Origin of the sequence: Eikenella sp. HMSC061C02, assembly GCF_001809035.1 — a bacterium.
GTDB classification, from domain to species: domain Bacteria; phylum Pseudomonadota; class Gammaproteobacteria; order Burkholderiales; family Neisseriaceae; genus Eikenella; species Eikenella corrodens.
Genome location: NZ_KV795564.1, coordinates 27,664 through 51,219 on the forward strand (window position 1 = coordinate 27,664; position 23,556 = coordinate 51,219).

Annotated in this window: 22 protein-coding genes, 1 tRNA gene and 1 pseudogene; 16 read left to right on the top strand and 8 right to left on the bottom strand. The window is 56.7% G+C overall.

All coding sequences use genetic code 11. The features are described 5' to 3' along the window. Positions 1 to 521 precede the first annotated feature (521 nt). Entirely contained in the window at positions 522 to 1,301 is a 780-nt protein-coding gene (gene rsmA / locus HMPREF2541_RS08905) for a 16S rRNA (adenine(1518)-N(6)/adenine(1519)-N(6))-dimethyltransferase RsmA (protein ID WP_023886202.1), read from the top strand. A 62-nt stretch (positions 1,302 to 1,363) separates the two neighbouring features. Beyond that, on the top strand, positions 1,364 to 2,092 hold the full coding sequence (locus HMPREF2541_RS08910) for an amino acid ABC transporter ATP-binding protein (protein WP_003822169.1): 729 nt from the start codon (positions 1,364 to 1,366) through the stop codon (positions 2,090 to 2,092). A gap of 76 nt (positions 2,093 to 2,168) precedes the next feature. On the opposite strand, the gene HMPREF2541_RS08915 is transcribed toward HMPREF2541_RS08910, so the two are convergent. From HMPREF2541_RS08915 to HMPREF2541_RS08925, 3 genes are all read right to left on the bottom strand, one after another. Continuing rightward, complete coding sequence (locus HMPREF2541_RS08915) at positions 2,169 to 2,588, bottom strand: hypothetical protein (protein ID WP_070543210.1); 420 nt, start codon at positions 2,586 to 2,588, stop codon at positions 2,169 to 2,171. Positions 2,589 to 2,782: 194 nt separating this feature from the next. Further along, positions 2,783 to 3,058, bottom strand: coding sequence for a hypothetical protein (locus HMPREF2541_RS08920; RefSeq protein WP_070543213.1), 276 nt, complete (start codon positions 3,056 to 3,058; stop codon positions 2,783 to 2,785). Positions 3,059 to 3,152: 94 nt separating this feature from the next. Then, complete coding sequence (locus tag HMPREF2541_RS08925) at positions 3,153 to 4,538, bottom strand: FAD-binding oxidoreductase (protein WP_070543216.1); 1,386 nt, start codon at positions 4,536 to 4,538, stop codon at positions 3,153 to 3,155. 209 nt (positions 4,539 to 4,747) lie between these two features. Between HMPREF2541_RS08925 and HMPREF2541_RS08930 the strand changes: the two genes are divergently transcribed. The 6 genes from HMPREF2541_RS08930 (at position 4,748) to HMPREF2541_RS08955 (ending at position 12,316) form a co-directional block, all read left to right on the top strand. Then, entirely contained in the window at positions 4,748 to 5,134 is a 387-nt protein-coding gene (locus HMPREF2541_RS08930) for a VOC family protein (protein ID WP_070543218.1), read from the top strand. Positions 5,135 to 5,149: 15 nt separating this feature from the next. Next, the gene (gene ribBA / locus HMPREF2541_RS08935; RefSeq protein WP_070543221.1) at positions 5,150 to 6,508 is read left to right on the top strand and encodes a bifunctional 3,4-dihydroxy-2-butanone-4-phosphate synthase/GTP cyclohydrolase II; all 1,359 of its coding nucleotides are present in this window, start codon (positions 5,150 to 5,152) and stop codon (positions 6,506 to 6,508) included. Positions 6,509 to 7,033: 525 nt separating this feature from the next. Then, the gene (gene ccoG / locus HMPREF2541_RS08940; RefSeq protein ID WP_003822180.1) at positions 7,034 to 8,467 is read left to right on the top strand and encodes a cytochrome c oxidase accessory protein CcoG; all 1,434 of its coding nucleotides are present in this window, start codon (positions 7,034 to 7,036) and stop codon (positions 8,465 to 8,467) included. 4 nt (positions 8,468 to 8,471) lie between these two features. Continuing rightward, complete coding sequence (locus HMPREF2541_RS08945; protein ID WP_023886194.1) at positions 8,472 to 9,065, top strand: FixH family protein; 594 nt, start codon at positions 8,472 to 8,474, stop codon at positions 9,063 to 9,065. A 167-nt stretch (positions 9,066 to 9,232) separates the two neighbouring features. Beyond that, positions 9,233 to 11,515 (top strand): NADP-dependent malic enzyme, encoded by a 2,283-nt coding sequence (locus tag HMPREF2541_RS08950; protein WP_070543224.1) that lies wholly within the window; start codon positions 9,233 to 9,235, stop codon positions 11,513 to 11,515. Between the two features lie 141 nt (positions 11,516 to 11,656). Further along, positions 11,657 to 12,316: a protein-L-isoaspartate O-methyltransferase family protein gene (locus HMPREF2541_RS08955; RefSeq protein WP_070543226.1), complete on the top strand. Its 660-nt coding sequence runs from the start codon at positions 11,657 to 11,659 to the stop codon at positions 12,314 to 12,316. 147 nt (positions 12,317 to 12,463) lie between these two features. Here HMPREF2541_RS08955 and HMPREF2541_RS08960 read toward each other — a convergent pair. Next, positions 12,464 to 12,540: transfer RNA gene (locus tag HMPREF2541_RS08960), tRNA-Arg, on the bottom strand. A gap of 282 nt (positions 12,541 to 12,822) precedes the next feature. Between HMPREF2541_RS08960 and HMPREF2541_RS08965 the strand changes: the two genes are divergently transcribed. Continuing rightward, positions 12,823 to 13,620, top strand: coding sequence for a c-type cytochrome (locus tag HMPREF2541_RS08965; RefSeq protein ID WP_049258673.1), 798 nt, complete (start codon positions 12,823 to 12,825; stop codon positions 13,618 to 13,620). A 76-nt stretch (positions 13,621 to 13,696) separates the two neighbouring features. Here the strand turns inward: HMPREF2541_RS08965 and HMPREF2541_RS08970 are convergent, their stop codons facing one another. The 4 genes from HMPREF2541_RS08970 to prmA all read right to left on the bottom strand — a co-directional run bounded on the left by HMPREF2541_RS08970 (position 13,697) and on the right by prmA (position 16,693). Beyond that, complete coding sequence (locus HMPREF2541_RS08970) at positions 13,697 to 14,113, bottom strand: hypothetical protein (protein ID WP_143336547.1); 417 nt, start codon at positions 14,111 to 14,113, stop codon at positions 13,697 to 13,699. A 180-nt stretch (positions 14,114 to 14,293) separates the two neighbouring features. Beyond that, the gene (locus tag HMPREF2541_RS08975) at positions 14,294 to 14,587 is read right to left on the bottom strand and encodes a DUF924 family protein (RefSeq protein ID WP_305765346.1); all 294 of its coding nucleotides are present in this window, start codon (positions 14,585 to 14,587) and stop codon (positions 14,294 to 14,296) included. 146 nt (positions 14,588 to 14,733) lie between these two features. Further along, positions 14,734 to 15,549 carry an MJ0042-type zinc finger domain-containing protein gene (locus HMPREF2541_RS08980; RefSeq protein ID WP_070543229.1) on the bottom strand — a complete coding sequence of 272 codons (816 nt, stop codon included), beginning with the start codon at positions 15,547 to 15,549 and terminating at the stop codon, positions 14,734 to 14,736. 250 nt (positions 15,550 to 15,799) lie between these two features. Beyond that, the gene (gene prmA / locus HMPREF2541_RS08985; protein ID WP_070543232.1) at positions 15,800 to 16,693 is read right to left on the bottom strand and encodes a 50S ribosomal protein L11 methyltransferase; all 894 of its coding nucleotides are present in this window, start codon (positions 16,691 to 16,693) and stop codon (positions 15,800 to 15,802) included. A 203-nt stretch (positions 16,694 to 16,896) separates the two neighbouring features. Between prmA and hscB the strand changes: the two genes are divergently transcribed. From hscB to HMPREF2541_RS12040, 7 genes and pseudogenes are all read left to right on the top strand, one after another. Further along, positions 16,897 to 17,397, top strand: coding sequence for a Fe-S protein assembly co-chaperone HscB (hscB, locus tag HMPREF2541_RS08990; protein ID WP_070543235.1), 501 nt, complete (start codon positions 16,897 to 16,899; stop codon positions 17,395 to 17,397). A gap of 101 nt (positions 17,398 to 17,498) precedes the next feature. Beyond that, a complete protein-coding gene (locus HMPREF2541_RS08995; RefSeq protein ID WP_003822194.1) occupies positions 17,499 to 18,281 on the top strand; it encodes a BPSS1780 family membrane protein in 783 nt (260 codons plus the stop codon). A gap of 98 nt (positions 18,282 to 18,379) precedes the next feature. Then, entirely contained in the window at positions 18,380 to 19,078 is a 699-nt protein-coding gene (locus tag HMPREF2541_RS09000; protein WP_049258669.1) for a phosphoglycolate phosphatase, read from the top strand. Next, positions 19,065 to 19,526 carry a recombination regulator RecX gene (gene recX / locus HMPREF2541_RS09005; protein WP_003822196.1) on the top strand — a complete coding sequence of 154 codons (462 nt, stop codon included), beginning with the start codon at positions 19,065 to 19,067 and terminating at the stop codon, positions 19,524 to 19,526. Before HMPREF2541_RS09000 ends, recX begins: the two co-directional genes overlap by 14 nt. Before the next feature lie 368 nt (positions 19,527 to 19,894). After that, the gene (gene gcvP / locus HMPREF2541_RS09010) at positions 19,895 to 22,747 is read left to right on the top strand and encodes an aminomethyl-transferring glycine dehydrogenase (RefSeq protein ID WP_070543237.1); all 2,853 of its coding nucleotides are present in this window, start codon (positions 19,895 to 19,897) and stop codon (positions 22,745 to 22,747) included. A gap of 285 nt (positions 22,748 to 23,032) precedes the next feature. Next, positions 23,033 to 23,320, top strand: a complete 288-nt coding sequence (locus HMPREF2541_RS09015) for a putative quinol monooxygenase (protein ID WP_070543240.1) — start codon at positions 23,033 to 23,035, stop codon at positions 23,318 to 23,320. A gap of 148 nt (positions 23,321 to 23,468) precedes the next feature. Then, a pseudogene (locus tag HMPREF2541_RS12040) lies at positions 23,469 to 23,556 on the top strand (IS1595 family transposase); the annotation flags it as partial.

Below are 23,556 nucleotides of genomic sequence, written 5' to 3' on the forward strand. Positions count from 1 at the left end.
AAAAGGCTACCTGAAATTTTCAGGTAGCCTTTTGGCACTCCATATCTAACTCACTCCCTCGTTATCAATCAGGCTTCTTAACAACTTATATGCAAACGGTTGGGTCTATCCCCCTCTGCTGGCACAGCCGAACGGAGCACAGTTTTTCGGGGAACAAGGGCTTGCATGCCCGAAGCGGCGTAGCCGCAAGTTGCGAGCCCGCCCGAAAAACTGTGCAGAGTGAGGGAAGTTTAGCGAAGCTAAACCTGTGCCCGCAGTCGCCTTTCTTTTGCTTCCTTTTCTTTGGCGAAGCAAAGAAAAGGAAGTGCCTGCGCCGGCATAAGGCGCAAAGGCGAACAGGACATTAATGGGAAAGGCTACCTTAAATTCGGTAGGCCATAAGAAACACTGCTTATACCACATGAACACAAAGCATTATGCGATTAAAGGTTAGAGAGAAGCTTTTTGTAGAGCTCCCAAGCACACCGCCGAATCTGATACAATCCGCACTTTTCCCGCCAACTGCCGCCCGGCTCACCGTTATGACCCAACACACCGCCCGCAAACGCTTCGGGCAGAACTTTCTGCAAGATTCCCGCATCATTGCCGATATTGTCCAGGCCGTGCGGCCGCAGCCCGCCGATACCGTAGTGGAAATCGGTCCCGGCCTCGGCGCGATTACCGAGCCCCTGGCCGCCAAGCTCGATTGCCTGCACGTGTGCGAAATCGACCGCGACATCATAGGCTACCTGAAAACCCGGCCTTATGCCGGCAAACTCGTTATCCACGAAGGCGACGTATTGCAATTCGATTTCTCCAGCGTGCTCGGGCGCAAAAAAATCGTCGGCAACCTGCCCTACAACATTTCCACCCCGCTGCTGTTCCACCTCAGCCGCTATGCCGACGAAGTGGAAGACATGCACTTCATGCTGCAAAAAGAAGTGGTGGAACGCATGGTGGCCGAGCCCGGCAGCAACGATTTCGGCCGCTTGAGCGTGATGCTGCAATACTTCTTTGAAATGGAAAAACTGCTCGACGTGCCGCCCGAAGCCTTTTCCCCCGCACCCAAAGTCGATTCCGCCGTGGTGCGACTGATTCCGGCTAAACACCGCATCGGGCAGGCGCAGGATTTCGAGCAATTCGCCGCCCTGGTGAAACAAGCCTTCCACCAGCGCCGCAAAACCATCCGCAACAACCTCAAAGGCCTCGCCGACGACAATGATTTGCAGGCCGCCGGCATCAGCCCGCAAGAGCGCGCCGAGCATATCGCGCCCGAAAAATATGTAGCCTTGGCCAACCTGTTAGCCCAAAAGGCCGGCTAAAACACAATCCCGCCCCGCGCCGATTGTTCCAACCGACAACCCAGCCGTTCCGGAAATAGAAAATGATTAAATTCAAAAACGTAAACAAATGGTTTAAAGAACTGCACGTTCTGAGCGACATCAACCTCGAAGTGAAAAAAGGCGAAGTGGTGGTGGTGTGCGGCCCCTCCGGCAGCGGCAAATCCACCCTCATCCGCACCGTAAACCAGCTCGAGCAAATCCAAAGCGGCGAAATTTGGGTAGATGGCGTAGACGTGGCCAGCCCCGCCACTGACCTGAACAAAATCCGTGCCGAAGTGGGCTTCGTGTTCCAGCATTTCAACCTTTATCCGCATTTGAGCGTGCTGGAAAACATCGTGCTATCGCCGATAAAAGTGAAGAAGCAAAGCCGCGCCCAGGCCGAAGAAAAAGCGCTGCAACTCTTGGAGCGCGTGGGCCTAGCGCACAAAAAAGACGCCATGCCCGGCGAGCTTTCCGGCGGCCAGCAGCAGCGCGTGGCCATTGCCCGCGGCCTGGCCATGGAGCCTCAAGTGATGCTGTTTGACGAGCCCACCTCCGCGCTCGATCCGGAAATGGTGGGCGAAGTGCTCAAAGTGATGAAAGACTTGGCCGAAAGCGGCATGACCATGATGTGCGTGACCCACGAAATGGGCTTTGCCCGCGAAGTGGCCGACCGGATTATCTTTGTGGATCAGGGCAAAATCGTGGAAGTGGACACGCCGGAAGTGTTCTTCACCAATCCGAGCAGCGAGCGGGCGAAGCAGTTTTTAAAACAGGTGATGAAGGCTTGATTGCTTGATTTAAAAAGTGAAAAAGGCTACCTGAAAACCGCTGGGCGGATTTTCAGGTAGCCTTTGTCGTGTTGGGCTACACGCTGAAATATTGGAATATAAAGGCCGGCTCTTGGCCGTTTAAATAATATTCGCCCACAATATAACCGATGTGTTGCGCTTCCCCCTCTTCATACAGCTTGGCTTCCACGCCCACAGATTCTTCTTCGCTTTCCGGCTCTGCTTCCTCACTCTCTTCTTCATCTTCATCATCGCTCAAATTGCCGAAGATGCTCAGGCCGGTGCTGCCGCATTCAAACTTATCCATCTCCTCCAAGGGGAAGAGACATAGCTTGGTTTTGTCTTCAATGAAATCCAGCATTTCATCAATTTCTTCCAAAAACTCGCCGTGAATATCGAATTGCTCGGCCAAGGTTTGGGTGTCTTGCCGCTTGTAGGCATCTAAAAATGTTGCAATGGCTTGGTAAATTTCGGTTTTCAGTTTTACCGGATACATAGCTGCTACTCCACAGGTGGAAGATGGATGCTGCTGCGGGCGGGAGGCTACCTGAAATTTCCGGCTGGGTGGAAACTTCGCGGCGCTGCGTTTTGGCGAAACTCGCTTTGCTCATTTTAGCTTCGCAGAAACTCGCGTAGCTCGTTTTCAGGTAGCCTTTTCCGCATTCGAACGGCAATGGGAAACGTATCGCTTCAAGCCCACGGCTCTTGGTTTACCTGTGTTTCGTAATCTGCCGGTTCTTCGACTTCGGGCACGGCGGCGAAGCCTTCGGCGGTTTGGCAGTATACGGCGGCGCGGTAGGGGAAGCGCTCGATGATGGCGGCAATCGCGGCATCGAGCTCGGCTTTGGTTTCCCACACTTGACCGCAGTCGTCGCACATAAACAGCGAGCCGTCTTCAGGGGCGAGCTGGGTTACCCAGCCGGTGCAATGCGGCAGCGGGCAGCGGATTTTGAAGGCTTGGTTCATGGTTGGGTTTCCTTGTGTTGTTAGTTAGCGGTTTTCAGGTAGCCTTTTGGGCGGCTACCGGATTGTTTGTAAACGATATGGCTTGCTGCAGTTTTCAGGTAGCCTCCGGCGGGAACAGTTTGCCGGGATTAAACAGGTTATGCGGGTCGAGCTGTTTCTTAATGGCACGCATCAGCTCGATTTCCACGGGGCTGCGCACACTGGGCAGCCAGTGGTTTTTTACTTGGCCGATGCCGTGTTCGGCGGCAATCGTGCCCTGGCAGGCCAGGGTGTGTTGGTAGACGATGCGGTTGATGCCGTCTTCGTATTCGTAGGCTTGGTTGCTGCGGATGTGCGGCAAGAAGGTGTTGAAATGTAGGCTGCCGTCGCCGAGGTGGCCGAACACGATGATTTCGATGTCCTCATAGGCCTGCTTGAGCGCGGTGGAGGCGTTGGCCACCAATTCGGCCACGCGGGCAATGGGTACGGCGATGTCGTGTTTGATGCTGGCACCGAGCGCTTTTTGCGCGGCGGAGATGTCTTCGCGCAGCCGCCACAGTTCGGCGCGTTCTCCCTCCGACTGCGCCAGCACGGCGTTTTCCCAGCCGTGTTCAAACAAGAATCCGGCCAAATCGTCGGCCAATTCGGGGCGCGGCAGGCTGTCGTTCAATTCGAGCAAGATGTGCCACTCGGCATTAATCGGCGGGCTGAGACGGCTGTAGGCGGCGGAGAGGGCAAGCGCGGGGTGGCTCACCAGCTCGAAGCTGCACAGCCGCTCGGCGAAACGGCCTTGGATGTGGGTGAGCAAGCGTACGGCGTCTTCAATGCTATTTAGGCCGACCCAGGCGGTGGCGGTGGTTTGCGGCGGGGAGAAGAGCTTGAGCGTGGCGGCGGTGATGATGCCGAGCGTGCCTTCGCTGCCGATAAAGAGCTGGCGGATGTCGTAGCCGGTGGTGTTTTTGTGCAGCGGGGCGAGGTGGGAGAGCAGGCTGCCGTCGGGCAACACCACTTCCAGCCCGAGCACCAAATCGCGCGTGGTGCCGTAGCGCACCACGTTCAGCCCGCCGGCGTTGCAGGCGATGTTGCCGCCGATTTGGCAGGAGCCTTCGCTGGCCAGGCTGAGCGGAAACAGCCGCCCGGCTTGGGCCGCGACTTCCTGCACGTTTTGCAGAATCGCGCCCGCTTCCGCGGTGATGGCGTTGTCGGCCAGGCTGATGCTGCGGATGCGGTTGAGCCGCGAGAGGTTGAGCAAAATGCCGCCATTTGGCACCGCCGCGCCACACAAGCCGGTGTTGCCGCCCTGCGGGGTAATCGGCACGCGGTGTTCGGCACACCAGCGCACCAGCTTCTGCACGTTTTCCACGCTGTCGGGCATCACGGCGGCTGCCGCCTGGCCAATGTAGCGGCCGCGCCGGTCGGCAAGCAGCGGGGCGGGGTCGGCAATGATTTCGCGTTCGCTGAGCAAGGCGCGCAGAGCTTGCGGAATATGGGCGGGGTTCATTTGAGGCTACCTGAAAGATTGGAATGGACGGTATTGTAGCGGCAAGACGGGGGTTTCAGGTAGCCTTCAGCCGCCGGCAGGCTACCTGAAAACCGAATATCGAATATTGCTTAAAAGTAATTTTTCATCCCCCCAATCTAACTTTACTTTTCCAACCAAGCGCCGTATAGTTGCCCGAGTTTACTACCCACACCACTAGGAATCGCTATATGAACAATACCCCGCAAAATCCCGTAAGCTGGTTTGCCCTCAATGCGCAAGACTTAGCACGTGCCGCCCGCTTCTACGAAACCGTGTTCGGCCTGCCTCTGCAAGAAGTGCCCGGCAAAGACCCGCAACGCCAAATGTATCTGTTCACCCCCGCCTGGGAACAATATGGCATCGGCGGCATGCTCTGGCACGACCCCGCTGCACAACCCTCCGGCCACGGCGGCATCACCGTGTTTTTCAACTGCGCCGACTGCACCGAAACAGCCCGTGCCGCCGAAGCGGCCGGCGGCAAACTACTCACCGCCAAATTTCCCATTGCCAACGGTTTTGCCGCCTTTATCGAAGACAGCGAAGGCAACCGCATCGGCCTGCATTCGCCCGCTTAAAATTTCAGGTAGCCCATGCCCAGCCCCATCAATATTACCGAACTGCGCCGCCGCAACCTGCGCGAATGGATTAACCGCCTGCACCAAGGCCGGCAGATTGATTTCGTCTCTGCCACCGGCATCAACCAGGGCGAACTCTCCGCCCTGTTGAAAAACAAGCCTTTCGGCGAGCGCAAAGCCCGCAAAATCGAACACAGCGCCGGCATGCCCGCGCTGTGGCTCGACACCGACCACAGTTCACCCGCATCCGCCCCGCAACCCACCCACAGGAATACCCGTCCCATGTCCACCCCCATTTCCACCATCCCCGAAATCCTGGCCGACCTCAAAGCTGGCAAAATGGTCATCATCACCGATGCCGAAGACCGCGAAAACGAAGGCGACCTGCTCATGGCCGCCCAATTCGTTACCCCCGAAGCCATCAACTTCATGATCAAACACGCCCGTGGCCTGGTGTGCCTGCCGATGGCCGAAGAGCTGGTAGACAAACTCAAACTCCCCCTCATGACCCAGCACAACGGCGCCCAATACGGCACCAACTTCACCGTATCCATCGAAGCCGCCCACGGCATTTCCACCGGAATTTCCGCCGCCGACCGCGCGCTGACCATCCAAACCGCCGTTTCCCCCGCCGCCCGGCCGGAAGACATCGTCCAGCCCGGCCACATCTTCCCCCTGCGCGCCCAAAAAGGCGGCGTATTGGTGCGCGCCGGCCACACCGAAGCCGGCGTCGATTTAGCCAAAATGTGTGGCCTCATCCCCGCCGCCGTTATCTGCGAAATCATCAACGACGACGGCACCATGGCGCGCATGCCCGAACTCACCGAATTCGCCCGGCAGCACGGCCTCAAAATCGGCACCATCACCGACCTCATCGAATACCGCAGCCGCACCGAAACCCTGCTTGAAGAAATGGGCATCAGCCCCATCCATACCCCCTGGGGCGACTTCCGCCAGCACGTTTATGTAGACAAACTCTCCGGCGAAACCCACCTCGCCTTAGTGAAAGGCAGCCCGCAGCCCGACACCGAAACCCTCGTGCGCGTACACGAGCCCTTCAGCGCCATGGATTTCCTGCAAACCAACCCCCGCCACTCCTGGCCACTGCCGCGAGCCCTCGAGCGCATCCAAGCCGCCGAACACGGCGTAGCCATCCTGCTGCACCGCACCGAAGACGGCGCCGCCCTACTCGACCGCACCCTGCCCAAAGGCAAAAGCCAAACCCGCCAGTGGGACAGCAAAACCTACGGTATCGGCGCGCAAATCCTCGCCAACCTCCACGTGAAAAAAATGCGCGTACTCGGCCAGCCCTCCTCCCTCACCGGCCTCACCGGCTTCGGGCTGGAAGTAACAGGGTTTGAGAGCATGGAATAAAAGCGATTGCTGCCAATAAAGGCTACCTGAAAACGAACGAAGTGAGTTTCTGCGAAGCTAAAACGAACGCTAGTGAGTTTCTGCGAAGCTAAAACGCAGCGCAGCAAAGTTCCTGCGAAGCTAAACCTTTCAGGTAGCCTTTGTTTACCCACTAATTTATATGGCGATCGGCACATCATCAGCCCGTAGCAAGATGGGCAATCTCTCGCTCATGCAAAACTCTCCCCATTACTGTAAACCGTAGATCAGGCATTTATGTCCAATAGTCCTCAACCAAGAAACTTAAAATAAAGGCTACCTGAAACCCTAATTTCGCACTTTCAGGTAGCCTCTCATTCGCGGCCATTGCCTTTATCTATCAAGCCCGAACGACAGCTACCAAGCGGGCTGACAAGGGTTTCGGCCACGGCGTATAATCCCCTATATTGTTCAAAGCCCTGCCGGCAAACTATTTGCCACACCAATTAGCAGCTAAACAACTAATAAACAATAACAATTTTTAGAATTACCCAAAGGAACACCCTCATGGCACAACCCGCAGCCCAACCACCCAAAGAACAGGTGATTTCCCTGTATCAGGGCGCGAAACGCATTCACCCCAAGCTGGCCAAAGGCCGTTTTGCCAACCTGCGCCTGTGGGCGATTCTGGCCACGCAATTCGTGTTTTACGTTACCCCCTGGTTCAATCTGCACGGCCGCCAGGCAGTGTGGTTCGATATTCCCGGCCGCCGCTTCCACATCTTCGCCTTCACCCTAGTGCCCAACGATTTGATCTACCTCACCGGCCTGCTGCTTCTCTCGGCCTTCGGCCTGTTTTGGTGGACCACCATCGCCGGGCGCCTGTGGTGCGGCTATGCCTGCCCGCAAACGGTATACACCGAAATCATGCTGTGGATCGACCACTTGGTGGAGGGCGACCGCAACAAACGGCTCAAGCTCGATAAATCGCCGTGGAATTTCACCAAAATCCGCATCAAGGCCACCAAATATCTGCTGATTTTCTTGGTGTGCGCTTGGACGGGCATTACTTTCGCCGGCTGGTTCAGCCCCATCCGCGCGCTGGTAACGCACATCTTCACCTTCAATTGGGCGGCCATTTCCGGCGCAGCGCTGATTGCCGCCACGCTGTATGGCGGAGCCACTTGGCTGTTTGCCCACATCATGCGCGAACAGGTGTGCAAATACATGTGCCCCTACGCCCGCTTCCAAAGCGCCATGTTCGACCGCGATACGCTGATTATTTCCTACGACCCGGCACGCGGCGAGCCGCGCGGGGCACGCAAGAAAAATGTGCAGCGCGAAGACTCTGATTTAGGCGACTGCATCAACTGTACCTTGTGTGTACAGGTGTGCCCGGTGGGCATCGACATCCGCAATGGCCTGCAATACGAATGCATCGGCTGTGCCGCCTGCATTGATGTATGCGACGAGGTGATGGATAAAATGGGCTATCCGCGCGGCCTCATCCGCTACACCACCGAAGGCGCGTTGGAAAAAGACTATCCGGAAAACAAAATCCCGCGCCGTATGTTGCGCCCGCGCGTGTTGGGCTACGGAGCGGTGTTGGCCGCAGTGGCCGTGGGTTTGGTGGTCGGTCTTCTGCTGCGCCAGGATGTGCACATCGACATCATCAAAGACCGGGGCGTAATGGTGCGTCAAAACCAAGACGGCTGGCTAGAAAACGCCTACAACCTGCGTATTACCAATGCCAGCGAACACACCAAAATCCTCACTGCTTCGGTGGCCGGCTTGGAAGACATCAAAATCACCGGCCTGCCCGAAGGCGGCCTGCGCCTCAACGGCAGCGACAGTATCTCCATTCCTGTTCAGGTAGCCGTGCTGCCCGATTATGCTGAGCCGGGCAGCAACCCCATCGTCTTCACCTTCCGCTACGCCGACCCCGAAAAGCCGAACGAAGCTGAAACCTTCACCACCAAAAGCACCTTCACCGGAGAATAAGCGCATGAGCACGCCCACCCCGCCCCACGCTGGCCGCAGCCCGGCTAAACCGTGGTACAAATATCCTTGGCCGTGGCTGCTGATGGCCGGCCCGGCTATTGTGGTGGTGGCCGGTTTCTATACTTATCACCTCGCCGCCACCCGCAACAATCCCTCGCTGGTTACCGACGACTACTACCGCGAAGGCAAAAATATCGCGCTGCAAATGGAACGCGATGAAGAAGCCGAACGTCGGCAAATCCGTGCCGAATTGCTCATCAGCCCCGACAACAACCGCGCCAAAGTCCTGCTCAGCGGCAATATCGAGCCTAATGTACCGCTCAAACTGCTGTGGCTGCACCCTGCCCGCAGCGAATACGACCAAACCGTAGAAATGCAGCAGCAGGGTAGTGCCGCCGCTGCAGCGAATCGGGTAGAATATGCCGCTGTCTTCCAAACCCTGCGCCCTGCCGACCATTGGTATGTGCGCCTGGAAGACGGCACCGGCAAATGGCGTGTGCAAGGCATTTGGTACCCCAAACGCGGCAATAGCCTGAGCCTGGTGCCGATGCCGCAGCCGGTGGCGCCCAATCCGCCGAAAACCGAGCAATCCAGCTAAAGCCCTTCTTGCCTTCTAGCAAGCCTAGCTCAATCTGTATGAAGCAAGAACCGCTGCGGGTATCGTTGCTTTATTCGGCGTAGCAGCGCAGATTACGATTTCATTTTATTGATGCCTCCACTTTCAGGTAACCTCACTCTTCCACCCATCATTAAGGACTATATTCCATGGACGATATGCTGAAACAAGCCGCCCTCGATTTTCACCAATATCCGCAGCCCGGCAAAATTCAGGTAGCCCCCACCAAAGCACTGGCCACCCAGCACGACCTGTCGCTGGCCTATTCTCCGGGTGTGGCCGCTCCCTGCCTGGAAATCCAAGCCAATCCGCAGGATTCCTATAAATACACCGCACGCGGCAACCTGGTAGCCGTGGTTTCCAACGGCACCGCCGTGCTCGGTTTGGGCAATATCGGCGCCGAGGCCAGCAAACCGGTGATGGAAGGCAAAGGCGTATTGTTTAAAAAATTCGCCGGTATCGACGTATTCGATATCGAAATCAATGAAACCGACCCCGAAAAACTGGTGGACATCATCGCCTCGCTCGAGCCCACTTTCGGCGGCATCAACCTGGAAGACATCAAAGCGCCCGAATGTTTCTATATTGAGAAAAAACTGCGCGAACGCTGCAAAATCCCGGTATTCCACGACGACCAGCACGGCACAGCCATCATCCCCGCCGCTACCGTCCTCAACGGCCTGCGCCTGGTGGGCAAAGACATCGGCCAAGTACGCCTGGTATGCTCCGGCGCCGGTGCTGCCGCCATTGCCTGCCTCGACTTGCTCGTGGCTTTGGGCATGAAACGCGAAAACATCACCGTATGCGATTCCAAGGGCGTGATATACCAAACCCGTGAAGACCGCGAGCGCATGGATGACAGCAAAGTGCGCTATGCCATTGAAGACAAAGGCTGGCGCAAACTGGGCGATGCCGTGCCCGGCGCCGACATCTTCCTCGGCCTCTCCGGCCCCAATGTATTGAGCACCGATATGCTCAAGCAAATGACTGCTTCGCCCATCGTGCTGGCCATGGCCAACCCGCAGCCAGAAATTTGGCCGCCGGAAGCCAAAGCCGCCCGCCCCGATGTGATTATCGGCACCGGCCGTTCCGACTTCCCCAACCAGGTGAACAACGTTCTCTGCTTCCCCTTCATCTTCCGCGGCGCACTCGATGTGGGTGCCACCACCATCAACGAAGAAATGAAGCTGGCCGCCGTGCGCGCCATTGCCGATTTGGCCATGGCCGAGCAAAACGATAAAGTCGCCACCGCCTACACCGGCGCCGAGCTGAAATTCGGCCCCGAATACCTGATTCCCAAACCCTTCGATCCGCGCCTGATCGCCCGCGTGGCGCCTGCCGTGGCCAAAGCCGCCATGGATTCCGGCGTGACCACCCGCCCGATTGCCGATTTTGCCGCTTACGAAGAAAAACTGAACGAGTTTGTTTATAAATCCGGCCTGTTTATGAAACCCATCTTCGCCCAAGCGCGCCAAGCCCTCAAACGCGTGGTGTTGGCCGAAGGCGAAGACGAGCGCGTGCTGCATGCCACCCAGCAGATTGTATCTGCCAAGCTGGCCACGCCGATTCTCATCGGCCGCCCTGCGGTGATCGAAGCCCGTATCCAAAAAATGGGCCTCACTATCCGCGCCGGCAGCGATTTCGAAATCGTCAACAACGAAAACGACCCGCGCTACCAAGAATACTGGCAGGAATACTACCGCCTGCAACAGCGCAACGGCATCACCCCCGATTTGGCCAAACGCCGCGTGCTTGCCAACACCACCCTCATCGGCGCGCTCATGCTGCAGCTTGGCCATGCCGATGCCATGGTGTGCGGCACAGTCGGCCATTTCCAGCACCACCTCGGCATTGTTTCCAACGTTGTCGGTTACAACAACCCCGAACACACCGCCTGCGCCATGAACGCGCTGATTTTCGGCGGCCAAAACCTGTTCATCGCCGATACCTATGTAAACGCCAATCCGACCGCCGAGCAGATTGCCCAAAGTACGCTGATGTGTGCAGAAGAAATCCAACGCTTCGGCATCACGCCCAGGGTCGCGCTGTTGTCGCACTCCAACTTCGGCTCCGTGCCCTCTGACAGTGCCGAAAAAATGCGCCATGCACTTGAACTTATTCGTCAAGCCGCCCCGCAGCTGGAAATCGACGGCGAAATGCAGGGCGATGCCGCCTTGGTGGAAAGCCTGCGCCAGCAAAGCATGCCCGACTCCACTCTGAAGGGTGCCGCCAACCTCCTGGTGATGCCCAATGTGGAAGCCGCCAACATCAGCTGCAACCTGCTGCGCGTCGCCAGCCCCGACGGCGTAACCGTGGGTCCGATTCTGCTGGGCATGAAAAAACCTGTGCACATCATCAACCAGCTCGCCTCCGTGCGCCGCTTGGTAAACATGGTGGCACTGGCCGCCGTGGATGCACAGCGCCAAGGCTAAACCAGCTGCAACAGTAAAAATCAAGGCTACCTGAAATTTCAGGTAGCCTTTTCTGCCGCCACACTTTTGCCGCCCACAAACACCGAATTAGCTTATAATCCGGTCTTCAAACACATACCACCCCCGTTGCGGAGCAGAATAATGAACTTTTTCGAACAAGCCCGATTCAACATGGTCGAACAGCAAATCCGCCCTTGGAGCGTATTAGATTTCGATGTTCTCGACGCCTTGGCCGAAGTGCCGCGCGAACAATTCGTTGCCCCCGAACAGCAAGCCTACGCCTACGCCGATCTCTCCCTGCCCCTGCCCAACGGCAGCGCCATGCTTGAGCCCAAAGTGGTTGCCCGCCTGATTCAAGGCCTGAAGCTCACCAAACAAGACACTGTGCTCGAAATCGGCACCGGTTCCGGCTACGCCACCGCCGTGCTGGCCAAACTTGCCGGCCGCGTCATTACCGTCGACACCGACGAAGCCCAGCAGCAAAAAGCCAAAGCCGTGCTCGACCACCTCGGCCTCACCAATATTGACTACCGCATCGGTGATGGCCTGATGAACCCGCCCATCGCCACCGTGAGTGCCATCTACGTGGGCGGCTCTTGCCCCGTGATGCCCGAAACCCTGCGCAACAAACTGCCTGCCGGCGGCCGCATGGCCGTAATCGTCGGCCAAGAGCCAGTAATGCGCGCCCTGCTCGTGCAATGCAACGGCGAAGCCGGCTGCGAACAAAGCGTGATGTTCGACACCGTTGCCCCCGCCCTCGGCGGCCCCGCTGTGAAAAAACCCTCATCGTTCCGCTTCTAAAAACTTTCAGGTAGCCTCACTGGAAAGGCTACCTGAAATTTATAGCCGCCTATTGGCATAAAAATTAGGTAAATCAACGCTGTATCATGTCGATTTAGAACGGCTACGCAACAAAAAAGCAGCCAACCGGCTGCCTTCCCAAATAACTGGCGCACCCAACAGGGATCGAACCTGTGACCTTCAGCTTCGGAAACTGACACTCTATCCAACTGAGCTATGGGTGCGAGAAGCGCGTAAGATTAACCCAAAACCGGCACAAAGGCAAAAAATTTTGTCTCCTTCCGGCGGCAAAGCGGCACAGAATAGAATTTTACGATTGGAAGCTATAAGCGAATTCAGTATAATTTCGCACAATCTTACAAATCGAAACCAAACCTGTATCAGCCGGATTAAACGTAACTCCAAAAAACAGCGTTCAATCATCTGATTATGCAAAGGTTTCACACCAATAAACAAGCATGCTGCCACATGTGCCCATAACGACCACAAACCATAAAGCCCATACCATGAACACCACTGCTAACAACATCAAAGGCTCAGCCGCCATCACCTTTATCGGCGGCCTGCTCGTTTTGCTGATCACCCTCTTCCTCCTGGTTAAGCTTGCCACCACCGGCTACTACAGCAACGTTTCCGATATGCAGCCCAGCGCTGTGGAAACCCGCATTCAGCCCACTGGCCGCCTCACTATGGGCGATGGCACGCCCGTAGGCGAACGCGAAGGCAAGCAAGTGTTCGACAAAGTCTGCATCCAATGCCACGGTGCCGACAAAAACGTTGCCTTCGCCCCTAAAGTTACCCACAACGACGAATGGAGCGCCCGCATCGCCAAAGGCTTCGACACCCTTGTTGCCCACGCCGTCAACGGCTTTAACGGCGCAGGCCAAATGCCCGCACGCGGCGGCGACAGTACCCTCACCGATGATGAGGTAGCCCGCGCCGTGGCCTACATGACCAACCAATCCGGCGGCAACTTCACTGCCCCCGCTGTACAAAAAGGCGATGCCGCCGCCTCTGGCGCATCCGCCCCTGCCGGCCAATCTGCCGCAGCCAATGGCGAAGCCGTGTTCAACAAACTGTGCATCGCCTGCCACGCCGCCAATTCCGCCTTCCCCAACTCGCCCAAAATCACTCACAACGACGAATGGGCACCGCGCCTGGCACAGGGCCGCGCCACCTTGGTGCAACACGCCATCCAAGGCTTCAAAACCATGCCCGCACGCGGCGGTGATGCCAACCTGAGCGATGCCGACGTGGAAGCTGCCGTGGTGTATATGGCCAACCAATCCGGCGGCAAACTGTAAGCCTGTCCTTCCATCATAAAGGCTACCTGAAAATTTTCAGGTAGCTTTTATTTCGCACATCAATCAAGCGGCCGAGCTATCCTGCCGCTTGCAAAAACGCCGCCATCCGTCGCTCGAATGCCCGCACTGCCTGTCGATCGGCACGCGGCGCCGTACACAACTGCGCTTGGCGGTAGCCATTCAACGGCCGGCAGCGCACGCCGTCCAACTTATCCCAGCCGACGTAGGCCTGCAAACCACGCCGGTTAAACAGGAAATAGCCGCTCGGCACCGTGCTCGGTTGGCTGTCGCCTTCCGCATACAGCCCTTCCCAAATATTGCCTTCCAGATTTTGCAGCTTATACTGCTCGATCAGCGCACGGTCGGATGCGTGTGGCGCCGTTTTCAGCAGTTGCACGGTTTCACCGCGTAAACGCTGAATCTGCTGCGCCGAACCATATTGCTGAGCCAAAGCCGTGCCGCCAACGGTAAGCAACAATGCTGTCAACATCATCTTTTTCATCATTTTCTCCCAATCAACCGCGGATACTCCGCAAAACTAAAAACTGCCAGCAGTCTAACACCCACCCTAAATAACAGGCTACCTGAAAAACAAGCTTCCTTGCCTTCCGGCAATATTTTTAATTTTGCTGATTTCAGGTAGCCTTTCCCTGCCCTGAACCAGAAGCTGCACTTAAAACGATGAGCCCGGCTCTTGCAAAAATGCCAGCTCCTCGGCGGTACTCTGCCGCCCGAGTACCGCATTGCGGTGCGGATAGCGGCCGAAACGCTCAATGATTTCCCGATGTTTGATCTCAAAATCCAGCACGTATTCATTGGTATAGCGGGCAAACAGCTCCACTGCCTGCTGGTGGATAGCGCGGCTTTCGCTATGCATGAGCGGCATCAACATAAACTGCCGCTCTTCCGGCTGCATTTCGGCAAACCAAAATGCTTGATTGGTCGGGTTAAACCAAAAATCTAACACGTCATCGGGTCAGATGGCATTCATGGAGTTTCCTTTCATATGGTATGAGTAAATTAACTTACCCCTTACTTCCACTATGATAAAAGGCTACCTGAAAACCAGTTTTTCTAGTTGTCAGGTAGCCTTCTCATATTCGGCGCTGTGATTTAGTGCTTCATAATCAGCAAATAATAAAACAGCTGCATAATCAATACTGTGAGTGCGGCCAGCGAAGCCAGCGTCCAGTTGAATTCGCTGTGTACGGCAGCGGCAGATGCAGGAACACTCGGATGGCTAGAAGGCGCAGAGAGCAGGTTGTCGGCGGGCTGCTCGATAACGGCGGGCAGCTTGGCTGCGGCAGGCAGCTGGATGCCGCCGGGGTCGCGGCCGGATACTAAGTTGAACACCAAGCTCTCGGCCTGGATGTGGATGTTTTGGGTTTGCCCATGGCCGGCAGCGGCAGATTGCGCGCTTTTGAGCAGGGTGTCGATGCTGGGCAGCACGGCGGGCGGCGGCGGGGGGGCAGCAGAGCGTTGCAGCAGGGCTTCGATGGCATCGGTGCTGTTGGCAGTGCGATCGGCTTCAGCCAATTTGAAGGGCATGGCGTGGCCGGTGTCGTTATCCAGCGCCATGCGCTGGCGGCGCAGGCGGCTGTCGATTTCGTCCAGCTCGGCAGCCAGCGGTTTTTTCTGGGTGTGCAGGGATTCGTCGGCGTCTTGCCCCGCCTGCTTTGCCGCCAAGGCGGCAGATTGTTGTTTGAGGCGGGCAAGTTTCTCGTGCAGGGGCATTTTGGCGTGAATCACGTCTTCCTGCAGAATCTCGGCTTTGGCAGCGGGCGCACTCTGGGCTTTTGGCTTGCGCGTTAACGTGAAGGCATGCCGGCACTGGCTGCACTGCACCCGCCCGTTGGCTGCCTGCAAATCGGCTACGGCATAATGATTCTCCGCTTGGCAGCGGGGGCAACTGAGTTTGACGGTTTTCATGTGTCGGCAATCCAAATACTGATGTTTCGGCCGCTATTTTAAGAAAATTAATGCGCTTTTACCATTTTCAGTTAGCCTTTTAGCGGCTAACTGTCGGTTTTTTGTATATTTTGCAGGGGATTTATGCTGGCGGTTCACTCTCGCCAAACCATTTGCCATGAATTTAGCCGTTCCAAAAAAGAAGGATACGCGGCCTTGGCTTGCCCAGTTTCACTCCCATTCGAAACGGCTCTATGGCACTACCGGCAGGTTATCCGACTTTGCGCACACCCACTAAACGCACCCAGCCGCCTTCGGCAACCGGCGGCTGCATATCGAACCATTCGCTATAGATGCCGTTTAGCTCTTCGGCCTGCTCTTCCAAAATACCGGAAAGCACAATCCGCCCGCCCGCCTTGGTGCGTGAGGCCAGCATACCGCCCAACAGGCGCAGCGGATTAGCCAGAATATTGGCCACCACCACATCGTATTCCACTTCCGGTAAGTCGTCGGGCAGGAAAAAACGGGCGGCAGCTTCGTTTTGCTCGGCATTGCTGCGGCTGGCAACAATGGCCTGCTCATCGATATCCACGCCGTCGGCGACGGCAGCGCCAAGTTTGAGCGCGGCAATGGCCAAAATGCCGGAGCCGCAGCCGTAGTCGAGCACGCGGTCGGCAGCTTGGATATTTTCATCGAGCCACTGCAGGCACAAGCGGGTGGTGGGATGGCTGCCTGTGCCGAAAGCCAAGCCGGGGTCGAGCCGCAGGTTTACGGCCGATTGGTCGGCAATATCGTGCCAAGTGGGCACAATCCACAGCCGCCCGGAAATGCGGATGGGATCAAACTGCGATTGCGTGAGGCGCACCCAATCCTGCTCCGGGAGCTGCTCGATGCGGTAGGGCGGCACTTCCAGCTGGCATTCCTTGGCCGCGGCGGCCACGGCGGCGGCAACGTTGCATTGGTCATCAAATAGGGCAATCACCAAGCTGCACTGCCAAATTTGGCCGTTTTCTTCGCCCGGCTCGCCGAAAATAGCCTGTTCTTCATCTGTGCCGGCATAGGCATCTTCAATCGCGGCCGACAATGCGCCGGCAGCCATTAAAGCATCGGAAAACTGCTCGGCACGGTCGGCACCAATCGGAATACTGGCTTGTTGGTATGGCATAATCGCATTTCTTTCAAACGGTAAGGGCGCGTATTGTATAGCAAGCCGCCGCCCTTCCGCCAGCCGACGGCGCTTGCAGGCTACCCGAAAGCAGATGCAGCGTACCTCAGCAAAACCACCTGCCGCCGTTTTCAGGTAGCCTCATCTTGGCGTTTGCCTATACAATATTCCATCTTTAGAACAGGCTACCTGAAAGCACACACATGCCGCGCGAATTCAAACTTTTCAACTTGCCCGCGCAATTCGACCTCGATCCCGCCGCGCTGGAGCAAACCTACCGCCAACTGGCCGCCCGCTTTCATCCCGACAAAACCGCCACCGCTTCCGCCTTCGAGCAGAAGCAGGCCGTGATGATGGCCGCTGCCGTAAACGAAGCCTACCGCCGCCTCAGCCGGCCGCTGGAACGCGCCGTTTTGCTGTTGCAGGCGCAAGGCATCCAGGCCGATTCCGAAGAGCGCACCACCTTCGACCCCGAGTTTCTGATGCAGCAAATGGAATGGCGCGAAGAGCTGGCCGCCGCCCGCGCTGCAAATTCCACCGAACGGCTTGCCGCACTGGATAGCCAAGTGGCTGCCGAAGAGGCTCGGCTGCTGACCAAACTCAGTACTGCCTTTCGGCAGGCAGACTACGCCCAAGCCGCCGAACTCGTGCCGCAAGGCCGTTTCCTCGATAAAATCCGACAGGAAATCCGCGCTGCGTTGTAAGCCTGAAAAGGCTACCTGAAACCCCAAAACCACAATATTTTGCCATCTAATTTTTTCAGGTAGCCTACCGCCTACTCTTCCAACCAACCAGGGAAACCATAATGGATAATCAACAATTCAACCGATATGCCCCGCCGCGCACCAACGGCGAACCGGATTCCACCCGCCACGGCAACTATTTGGCCGAGCCGCAGGCTTTGCCTGCTGGTAATGCTAAAGAGTGGATTGGCGCTGCCTGGCGTTTGTTCAAACTGCGCCCGGGCAAACTTATTGGCGCCGCGCTGTTGTTTGGCGCCATCAATATCGGCTTGGGCATGATTCCGTATATCGGCGGCCTGCTGCAGGCGGCCATCTCCATATTTGAAATAGCCGGCTTTGCCTTTATTGCCAAACAATTGGAAGAAGAAGGCGATTTTGAATTCGGCCAGATTTTTATCGGCTTTCAGGAAAACACCAAATCGCTGGCGATAATCGGCGCAATCGGCGCGGTAGTGGCTTTAATTAGCAACCTTGCTGCAATCATCTTGTTCGTTGGACAAGTAGGTGATGTGAGCAGTGCTGCCAATCTGGATCTAGATGAAGCACAGATGATGTCTGCCGGCCTTTCCGTGATGGCACTGTTTCTTATACTGGGCATAGTTTATTCTGCCTTTACCTTCCTCGCCCCAGCCTTGATTATCTTGGAAAACGAACCACCCAAGCGTGCCATACTGCTGAGCTGGCAAGGTTTCAGCCGTAATATCGGCGGTGCGGTATTCTGTAGTTTGATGATGGGCCTGCTGTTTATTGTTGGCATGATTCCCATATTCCTCGGCCTGCTGGTGGTGATGCCCTTGCTGATGCTGGTACCTTATGCCGTGTATCGCGATCTATTCTTCAAATAACAGCCAAAAGGCTACCTGAAACTTTCAGGTAGCCTTCTTATTATCTGCCTCATGCTAAAATCCGCTACCATTGTTTATCACACCTCCGAGGCTACTCCATGAACACCCGCCCCGAAATCCGCGCCGCCGCCTTTGATTTAGACGGCACCTTAGTCGATTCCCTTGCCGACCTCGCCGCTGCCGCCAACGAAGCCCGCCGCAGCGAAAACCTACCCCTGCTCGACGAAAAACTGATGATGTCCTATGTGGGCGACGGCGTGGGCAAACTCGTACACCGCGCCCTCACTGCCGACCCGGACGGCCAAGCCCCTGACGAAGTGTGGCAGCGCGCCTTCGCCGTGTTCGCCCAACATTATTCCGAACACCTCGACCGCCACACCTACATCTACCCCGAAGTGCAAACCGGCCTCCAGCTCCTGAAAACCCTCGGTATCCCGCTGGCCGTGGTAACCAACAAACGCGAAGCCTGGGCCGCCGAGCTGCTGCGCCGCCTAGGCCTGGCCGACCTGTTCAGCCTTGTGGTGGGCGGCGACACCCTGCCGCAGCGCAAACCCGATGCCGCGCCGCTGCTGCACGCCGCCGAAGTATTGGGCGTGAAGCCGGAAAACATGGCGATGGTGGGCGATTCGCGCAACGACATCCTGGCCGCCAAAGCCGCCGGCTGTTTTGCCATCGGCGTGCGCTACGGCTATGCCGATATGGACAAACTAGCTGAAAATCCCGCCACCCGCGCGGATTGGATCGTCAGCACCCTGCCCGAAATCTACGACCGCCTGCGCCCCGATGACCGCCGTTAAATCCCTGCGCAGCCGCGCCTTAGATTTGTTGTCGCGTCGGGAAATGTCGCAGGCCGAACTGCGGCGCAAACTCGCGCCCTACGCCGAAGACCCCGCCGAAATCGACGCTTTGCTGCAAGAGTTTGCCGACCGCAACTGGCAATCCGACCGGCGCTATGCCGAAAGCTACGTATACAGCAAAGGCAGCCGCTACGGCCGCCTGCGCCTTGCCCAAGGCCTGCAACAGCAAAAGCTGGACAGCGAGCTCATCGAAGCCGCCCTGCCCGGGCACGACAGCGAACGCGCCACCGCCTGCGCCGTGCTGCGTAAAAAGTTCAAACAGCCCCCCGCCGACTTCGCCGCACAGCAACGCGCCGCCCGCTTCCTCGCCTACCGCGGCTTCGACCACGACACCATCCGCCACGCACTGGATAAGGCCTGGCAGGACGAAGAAGAGTGGGATGAATAAACAGAAAGGCTACCTGAAAACACCCGTTCGGCATTTTCAGGTAGTCCCAGCACCCCTCCCACGGCGGCGTCCCCTTAGTCTGCTGTGCCATAGCCCACGCAAACAGGCAGGAACGCCTGCTGACTGAACATCCAAACCCGTCCTTCCGGCCACAAGGCATACGTCTCTTCCAACGCTGTCCCTTAGGAATCGTTGCCATCTAAATTATCTATCCGCTTCCCCTGCTGGGGCTACCTGAAAACCATCGGCAGAAAATGGCAGAATCTTTGCCACACCCGCCGCAAGCACCCTAATTTAGGCTACAATACAACCGTCTGTTCCAATCCCCCACCACCTCAACACTGAGCAAGCAGAAAGGATGCAGGATCATGAAGTTTAACGAACTCTTCCACCACAACGACTTTATCGGCCGCCACCTCAGCCTGTCCGACCGCGCCGCCCTTTTGGCCGCGTTGGGCGAAAAAGATGTGAGCAGCTTTGTGGAGCACACCGTGCCGCAAAGCGTGCGTATGCCCGGCTCGCTGCAGCTGCCCGAAGCATTAAGCGAAGCCGATGCCTTGGCCAAGCTCAAGGGCATCGCCGCCAAAAACCGCATCAATAAAAGCTATATCGGCCTAGGCTACTACCCCACCCGCCTGCCGAATGTGATTCTGCGCAATGTGCTGGAAAATCCGGGCTGGTACACCGCCTACACACCCTATCAGGCCGAAGTGTCGCAAGGCCGTTTGGAAGCGTTGTTGAACTTCCAACAGGTGTGTATCGACCTCACCGGCTTCGAGCTGGCCGGCGCCTCCCTGCTCGACGAAGCCACCGCCGCTGCCGAAGCCATGACCATGGCGCGCCGCGTGGGCAAATCCAAATCCAACCAATTCTTTGTGGACGAGCGCGTTTACCCGCAAACGCTGGACGTGATCAAAACCCGAGCCAAATATTTCGATTTTGAGCTGGTGGTGGGCAATTTCGATACCGCTCGCAACGGCGAATACTTCGGCGCGCTGTTCCAATATGTGGGCAAAGACGGCGACGTGGCCGACTTGGGCGATGTGATTGCCGCTGTGAAAGCCAAAGGCGCAGTGGTGGCCGTGGCTGCCGATATCATGAGCCTGGTGCTGCTGAAAGCACCCGCCGAGTTGGGTGCCGACATTGCCTTGGGCAGCACCCAGCGCTTCGGCATCCCGATGGGCTTCGGCGGCCCGCACGCTGCTTATTTCGCATTTAAAGATAAAGACAAACGATCCGCTCCCGGCCGCATCATCGGCGTATCGGTGGATGCCTCCGGCAAACAGGCGCTGCGCATGGCGCTGCAAACCCGCGAGCAGCATATCCGCCGCGAAAAAGCCAATTCCAATATTTGTACTTCGCAGGTACTGCTGGCCAACTTGGCCGGTATGTACGCGGTGTATCACGGCCCCGAAGGTGTAAACCGCATCGCCCGCCGTATCCATGCACTGGCTGTTGCTTTTGCCGATGCGGTACAGGCTGCCGGCGGCAAAGTGGTGCATTCGGTATTCTTCGATACTGTGGCCGTGGATTTCGGCAGCAAGGCGCAAGCCGACGGTGTGTATCAAAAAGCGCTGGATGCCGGCTTCAACCTGCTGCGCATTGGTGAGAACGTATTGGCCGCCGCCTTCAGCGAAACCTCCAGCGCCGAAGAGTTTGCCCAACTGGTTGAATTGTTCACAGGCAAGGCGGCTGCCCTGCCCGAGAACGCACCCGCCAGCAGGCTACCTGAAAACCTGCAGCGCAAAGGCGCGATCTTGCAACACCCCGTGTTCAACAGCTACCACACCGAACACGAAATGCTGCGCTACCTGAAAAAACTGGAAGAGCGCGATTTGGCCATGAACCGCAGCATGATTTCGCTCGGTTCCTGCACCATGAAGCTGAATGCCACCGCCGAGATGATTCCGATTACCTGGCCGGAATTCACCAACGTGCACCCGTTTGCCCCTCGCGAACAAGTGCAAGGCTGCCTGGAAATGATCCACGGCCTGCAAGAGCAGCTCAAGGCCGTTACCGGCTTCGACGCCATCTGTATCCAGCCCAACTCCGGCGCGCAAGGCGAATACACCGGCATGGTTACCATCCGCCGCTACCACGAAGCGCAAGGCCACCCCGAACGCAACGTGTGCCTGATTCCGCGCTCCGCCCACGGCACCAACCCCGCCACCGCCCACATGGCCGGTATGCAGATTGTGATCGTGGATACCGACGAGCACGGCAACGTGGATATTGCCGATCTGAAAGCCAAGGCCGAACAACATAAAGATACGCTGGGTGCGCTGATGATTACCTACCCGTCCACCCACGGCGTGTATGAAGAAGGCATCCGCGACATCTGCCGCATCATCCACGAGAACGGTGGCCAGGTGTATATGGACGGCGCCAATATGAACGCCCAAGTCGGCATCATGCAGCCGGCCGAAGTGGGTGCCGACGTGTTGCACATGAATCTGCACAAAACCTTCTGCATCCCGCACGGTGGCGGCGGCCCTGGTATGGGCCCCATCGGCTTGAAAGCCCACCTTGCACCGTTTGCGCCAAGCCACGTTGTGGCACCGGTGGAAGGTGCTACTGTGGGCATGGGTGCCGTATCTGCCGCACCCTACGGCTCCGCCAGCATCCTGCCGATTACTTGGATGTACATCAGCATGATGGGGGCAGACGGTTTGCGCCAAGCCACCGAAACCGCCCTGCTCAACGCCAACTACGTTGCTAAGCAGCTCTCCGCCGATTATCCGGTGCTCTATACCGGCAAAAACGGCCGCGTGGCGCACGAATGCATCATCGACCTACGCCCGCTCAAGGCCGAAAGCGGCATCACCGAAGTGGACATCGCCAAACGCCTGATGGACTACGGCTTCCATGCCCCGACCATGTCCTTCCCCGTAGCCGGTACGCTGATGATCGAGCCCACCGAAAGCGAAAGCAAGGCCGAGCTCGACCGCTTCATCGCTGCGATGAAACAGATTAAGCAGGAAGCGCTGAAAGTACAGCGCGGCGAATGGCCGAAAGACGACAACCCGCTGGTCAACGCACCGCATACCGCCGCCGATGTAACCGGCGAATGGAAACGTGCCTACAGCCGCGAAGAAGCCGTCTACCCCCTGCCCTATGTGCGCGAGAACAAATTCTGGCCGAGCGTAAACCGTATCGATGATGTATACGGCGACCGCCACTTGGTTTGCTCTTGCCCCAGTATCGAGCACTATGAAGGCTAAACATAGGTATTAACCCTGTCATAAAAGAAAGGCTACCTGAAATCAAATTTTCAGGTAGCCTTTATTATCCTTATGTAAAGAAAATAAAACCAAAGAAACTAACCATGACTACGTCCATTTTACGTATAAAGCAGCAAAGCAGTAAACAATATGGGAGCACGGCAAGCTGAATGCATGCGGCATGAAGAAATCGGCGGCTTTAACTAGAAAATCTGTTACACTGCTTTCAGGTAGCCTAAATCAAATGCTACCCATCATCTACCCAAATAACACTAAGGAGTCATTATGATTACTGTAGTTGCCCAATTCGAAGTCAAACCCGCCGAACTGGATAAATTCCTGCAACACTGCGACGAATTGATTGCCGAAACTCGCAAGGAAAACGGCTGCCTGTCTTACCACTTATACCAAAATACCCAACAATCCAACCAAGTCAGCTTTATCGAGCTATGGCAAAACCAGGCTGTATTGGATACCCATTCCGCTTCTGCACACTTTACCCGCATTGTGCCAACCTTGGTAGAAGCCTGCGAAAAAGCCCCGGTTATCCAACTCTATACACAGATCAAATAATTTCCGTCCAAGGCGCAAGAGGCTAGCAGAATATTACACTCCGCTAGCCTCTTCTCTTTTCTTTTCTTTTCTTTTCTTCTCTTCTCTATCCTCTCCACTCATTCATTTTGGGGCTGTACTAGATTAGCAGATATGTTACCCTCTAAATATGAAGATAACACACTGCAAATTAAAGAAAAAATTACAGAAAGAACTACTTCGTTTTTTTGTACTCGAAGTTACCGCCCGTTCTGCCG

Excerpts from the sequence above, each read along its gene's own strand:
- rsmA (WP_023886202.1), top strand. The coding sequence starts at position 522 with ATGACCCAACACACCGCCCGCAAACGCTTCGGGCAGAACTTTCTGCAA.
- HMPREF2541_RS08910 (WP_003822169.1), top strand. The coding sequence starts at position 1,364 with ATGATTAAATTCAAAAACGTAAACAAATGGTTTAAAGAACTGCACGTT.
- HMPREF2541_RS08915 (WP_070543210.1), bottom strand. The coding sequence starts at position 2,588 with ATGTATCCGGTAAAACTGAAAACCGAAATTTACCAAGCCATTGCAACA.
- HMPREF2541_RS08920 (WP_070543213.1), bottom strand. The coding sequence starts at position 3,058 with ATGAACCAAGCCTTCAAAATCCGCTGCCCGCTGCCGCATTGCACCGGC.
- HMPREF2541_RS08925 (WP_070543216.1), bottom strand. The coding sequence starts at position 4,538 with ATGAACCCCGCCCATATTCCGCAAGCTCTGCGCGCCTTGCTCAGCGAA.
- HMPREF2541_RS08930 (WP_070543218.1), top strand. The coding sequence starts at position 4,748 with ATGAACAATACCCCGCAAAATCCCGTAAGCTGGTTTGCCCTCAATGCG.
- ribBA (WP_070543221.1), top strand. The coding sequence starts at position 5,150 with ATGCCCAGCCCCATCAATATTACCGAACTGCGCCGCCGCAACCTGCGC.
- ccoG (WP_003822180.1), top strand. The coding sequence starts at position 7,034 with ATGGCACAACCCGCAGCCCAACCACCCAAAGAACAGGTGATTTCCCTG.
- HMPREF2541_RS08945 (WP_023886194.1), top strand. The coding sequence starts at position 8,472 with ATGAGCACGCCCACCCCGCCCCACGCTGGCCGCAGCCCGGCTAAACCG.
- HMPREF2541_RS08950 (WP_070543224.1), top strand. The coding sequence starts at position 9,233 with ATGGACGATATGCTGAAACAAGCCGCCCTCGATTTTCACCAATATCCG.
- HMPREF2541_RS08955 (WP_070543226.1), top strand. The coding sequence starts at position 11,657 with ATGAACTTTTTCGAACAAGCCCGATTCAACATGGTCGAACAGCAAATC.
- HMPREF2541_RS08965 (WP_049258673.1), top strand. The coding sequence starts at position 12,823 with ATGAACACCACTGCTAACAACATCAAAGGCTCAGCCGCCATCACCTTT.
- HMPREF2541_RS08970 (WP_143336547.1), bottom strand. The coding sequence starts at position 14,113 with ATGATGTTGACAGCATTGTTGCTTACCGTTGGCGGCACGGCTTTGGCT.
- HMPREF2541_RS08980 (WP_070543229.1), bottom strand. The coding sequence starts at position 15,549 with ATGAAAACCGTCAAACTCAGTTGCCCCCGCTGCCAAGCGGAGAATCAT.
- prmA (WP_070543232.1), bottom strand. The coding sequence starts at position 16,693 with ATGCCATACCAACAAGCCAGTATTCCGATTGGTGCCGACCGTGCCGAG.
- hscB (WP_070543235.1), top strand. The coding sequence starts at position 16,897 with ATGCCGCGCGAATTCAAACTTTTCAACTTGCCCGCGCAATTCGACCTC.
- HMPREF2541_RS08995 (WP_003822194.1), top strand. The coding sequence starts at position 17,499 with ATGGATAATCAACAATTCAACCGATATGCCCCGCCGCGCACCAACGGC.
- HMPREF2541_RS09000 (WP_049258669.1), top strand. The coding sequence starts at position 18,380 with ATGAACACCCGCCCCGAAATCCGCGCCGCCGCCTTTGATTTAGACGGC.
- recX (WP_003822196.1), top strand. The coding sequence starts at position 19,065 with ATGACCGCCGTTAAATCCCTGCGCAGCCGCGCCTTAGATTTGTTGTCG.
- gcvP (WP_070543237.1), top strand. The coding sequence starts at position 19,895 with ATGAAGTTTAACGAACTCTTCCACCACAACGACTTTATCGGCCGCCAC.
- HMPREF2541_RS09015 (WP_070543240.1), top strand. The coding sequence starts at position 23,033 with ATGATTACTGTAGTTGCCCAATTCGAAGTCAAACCCGCCGAACTGGAT.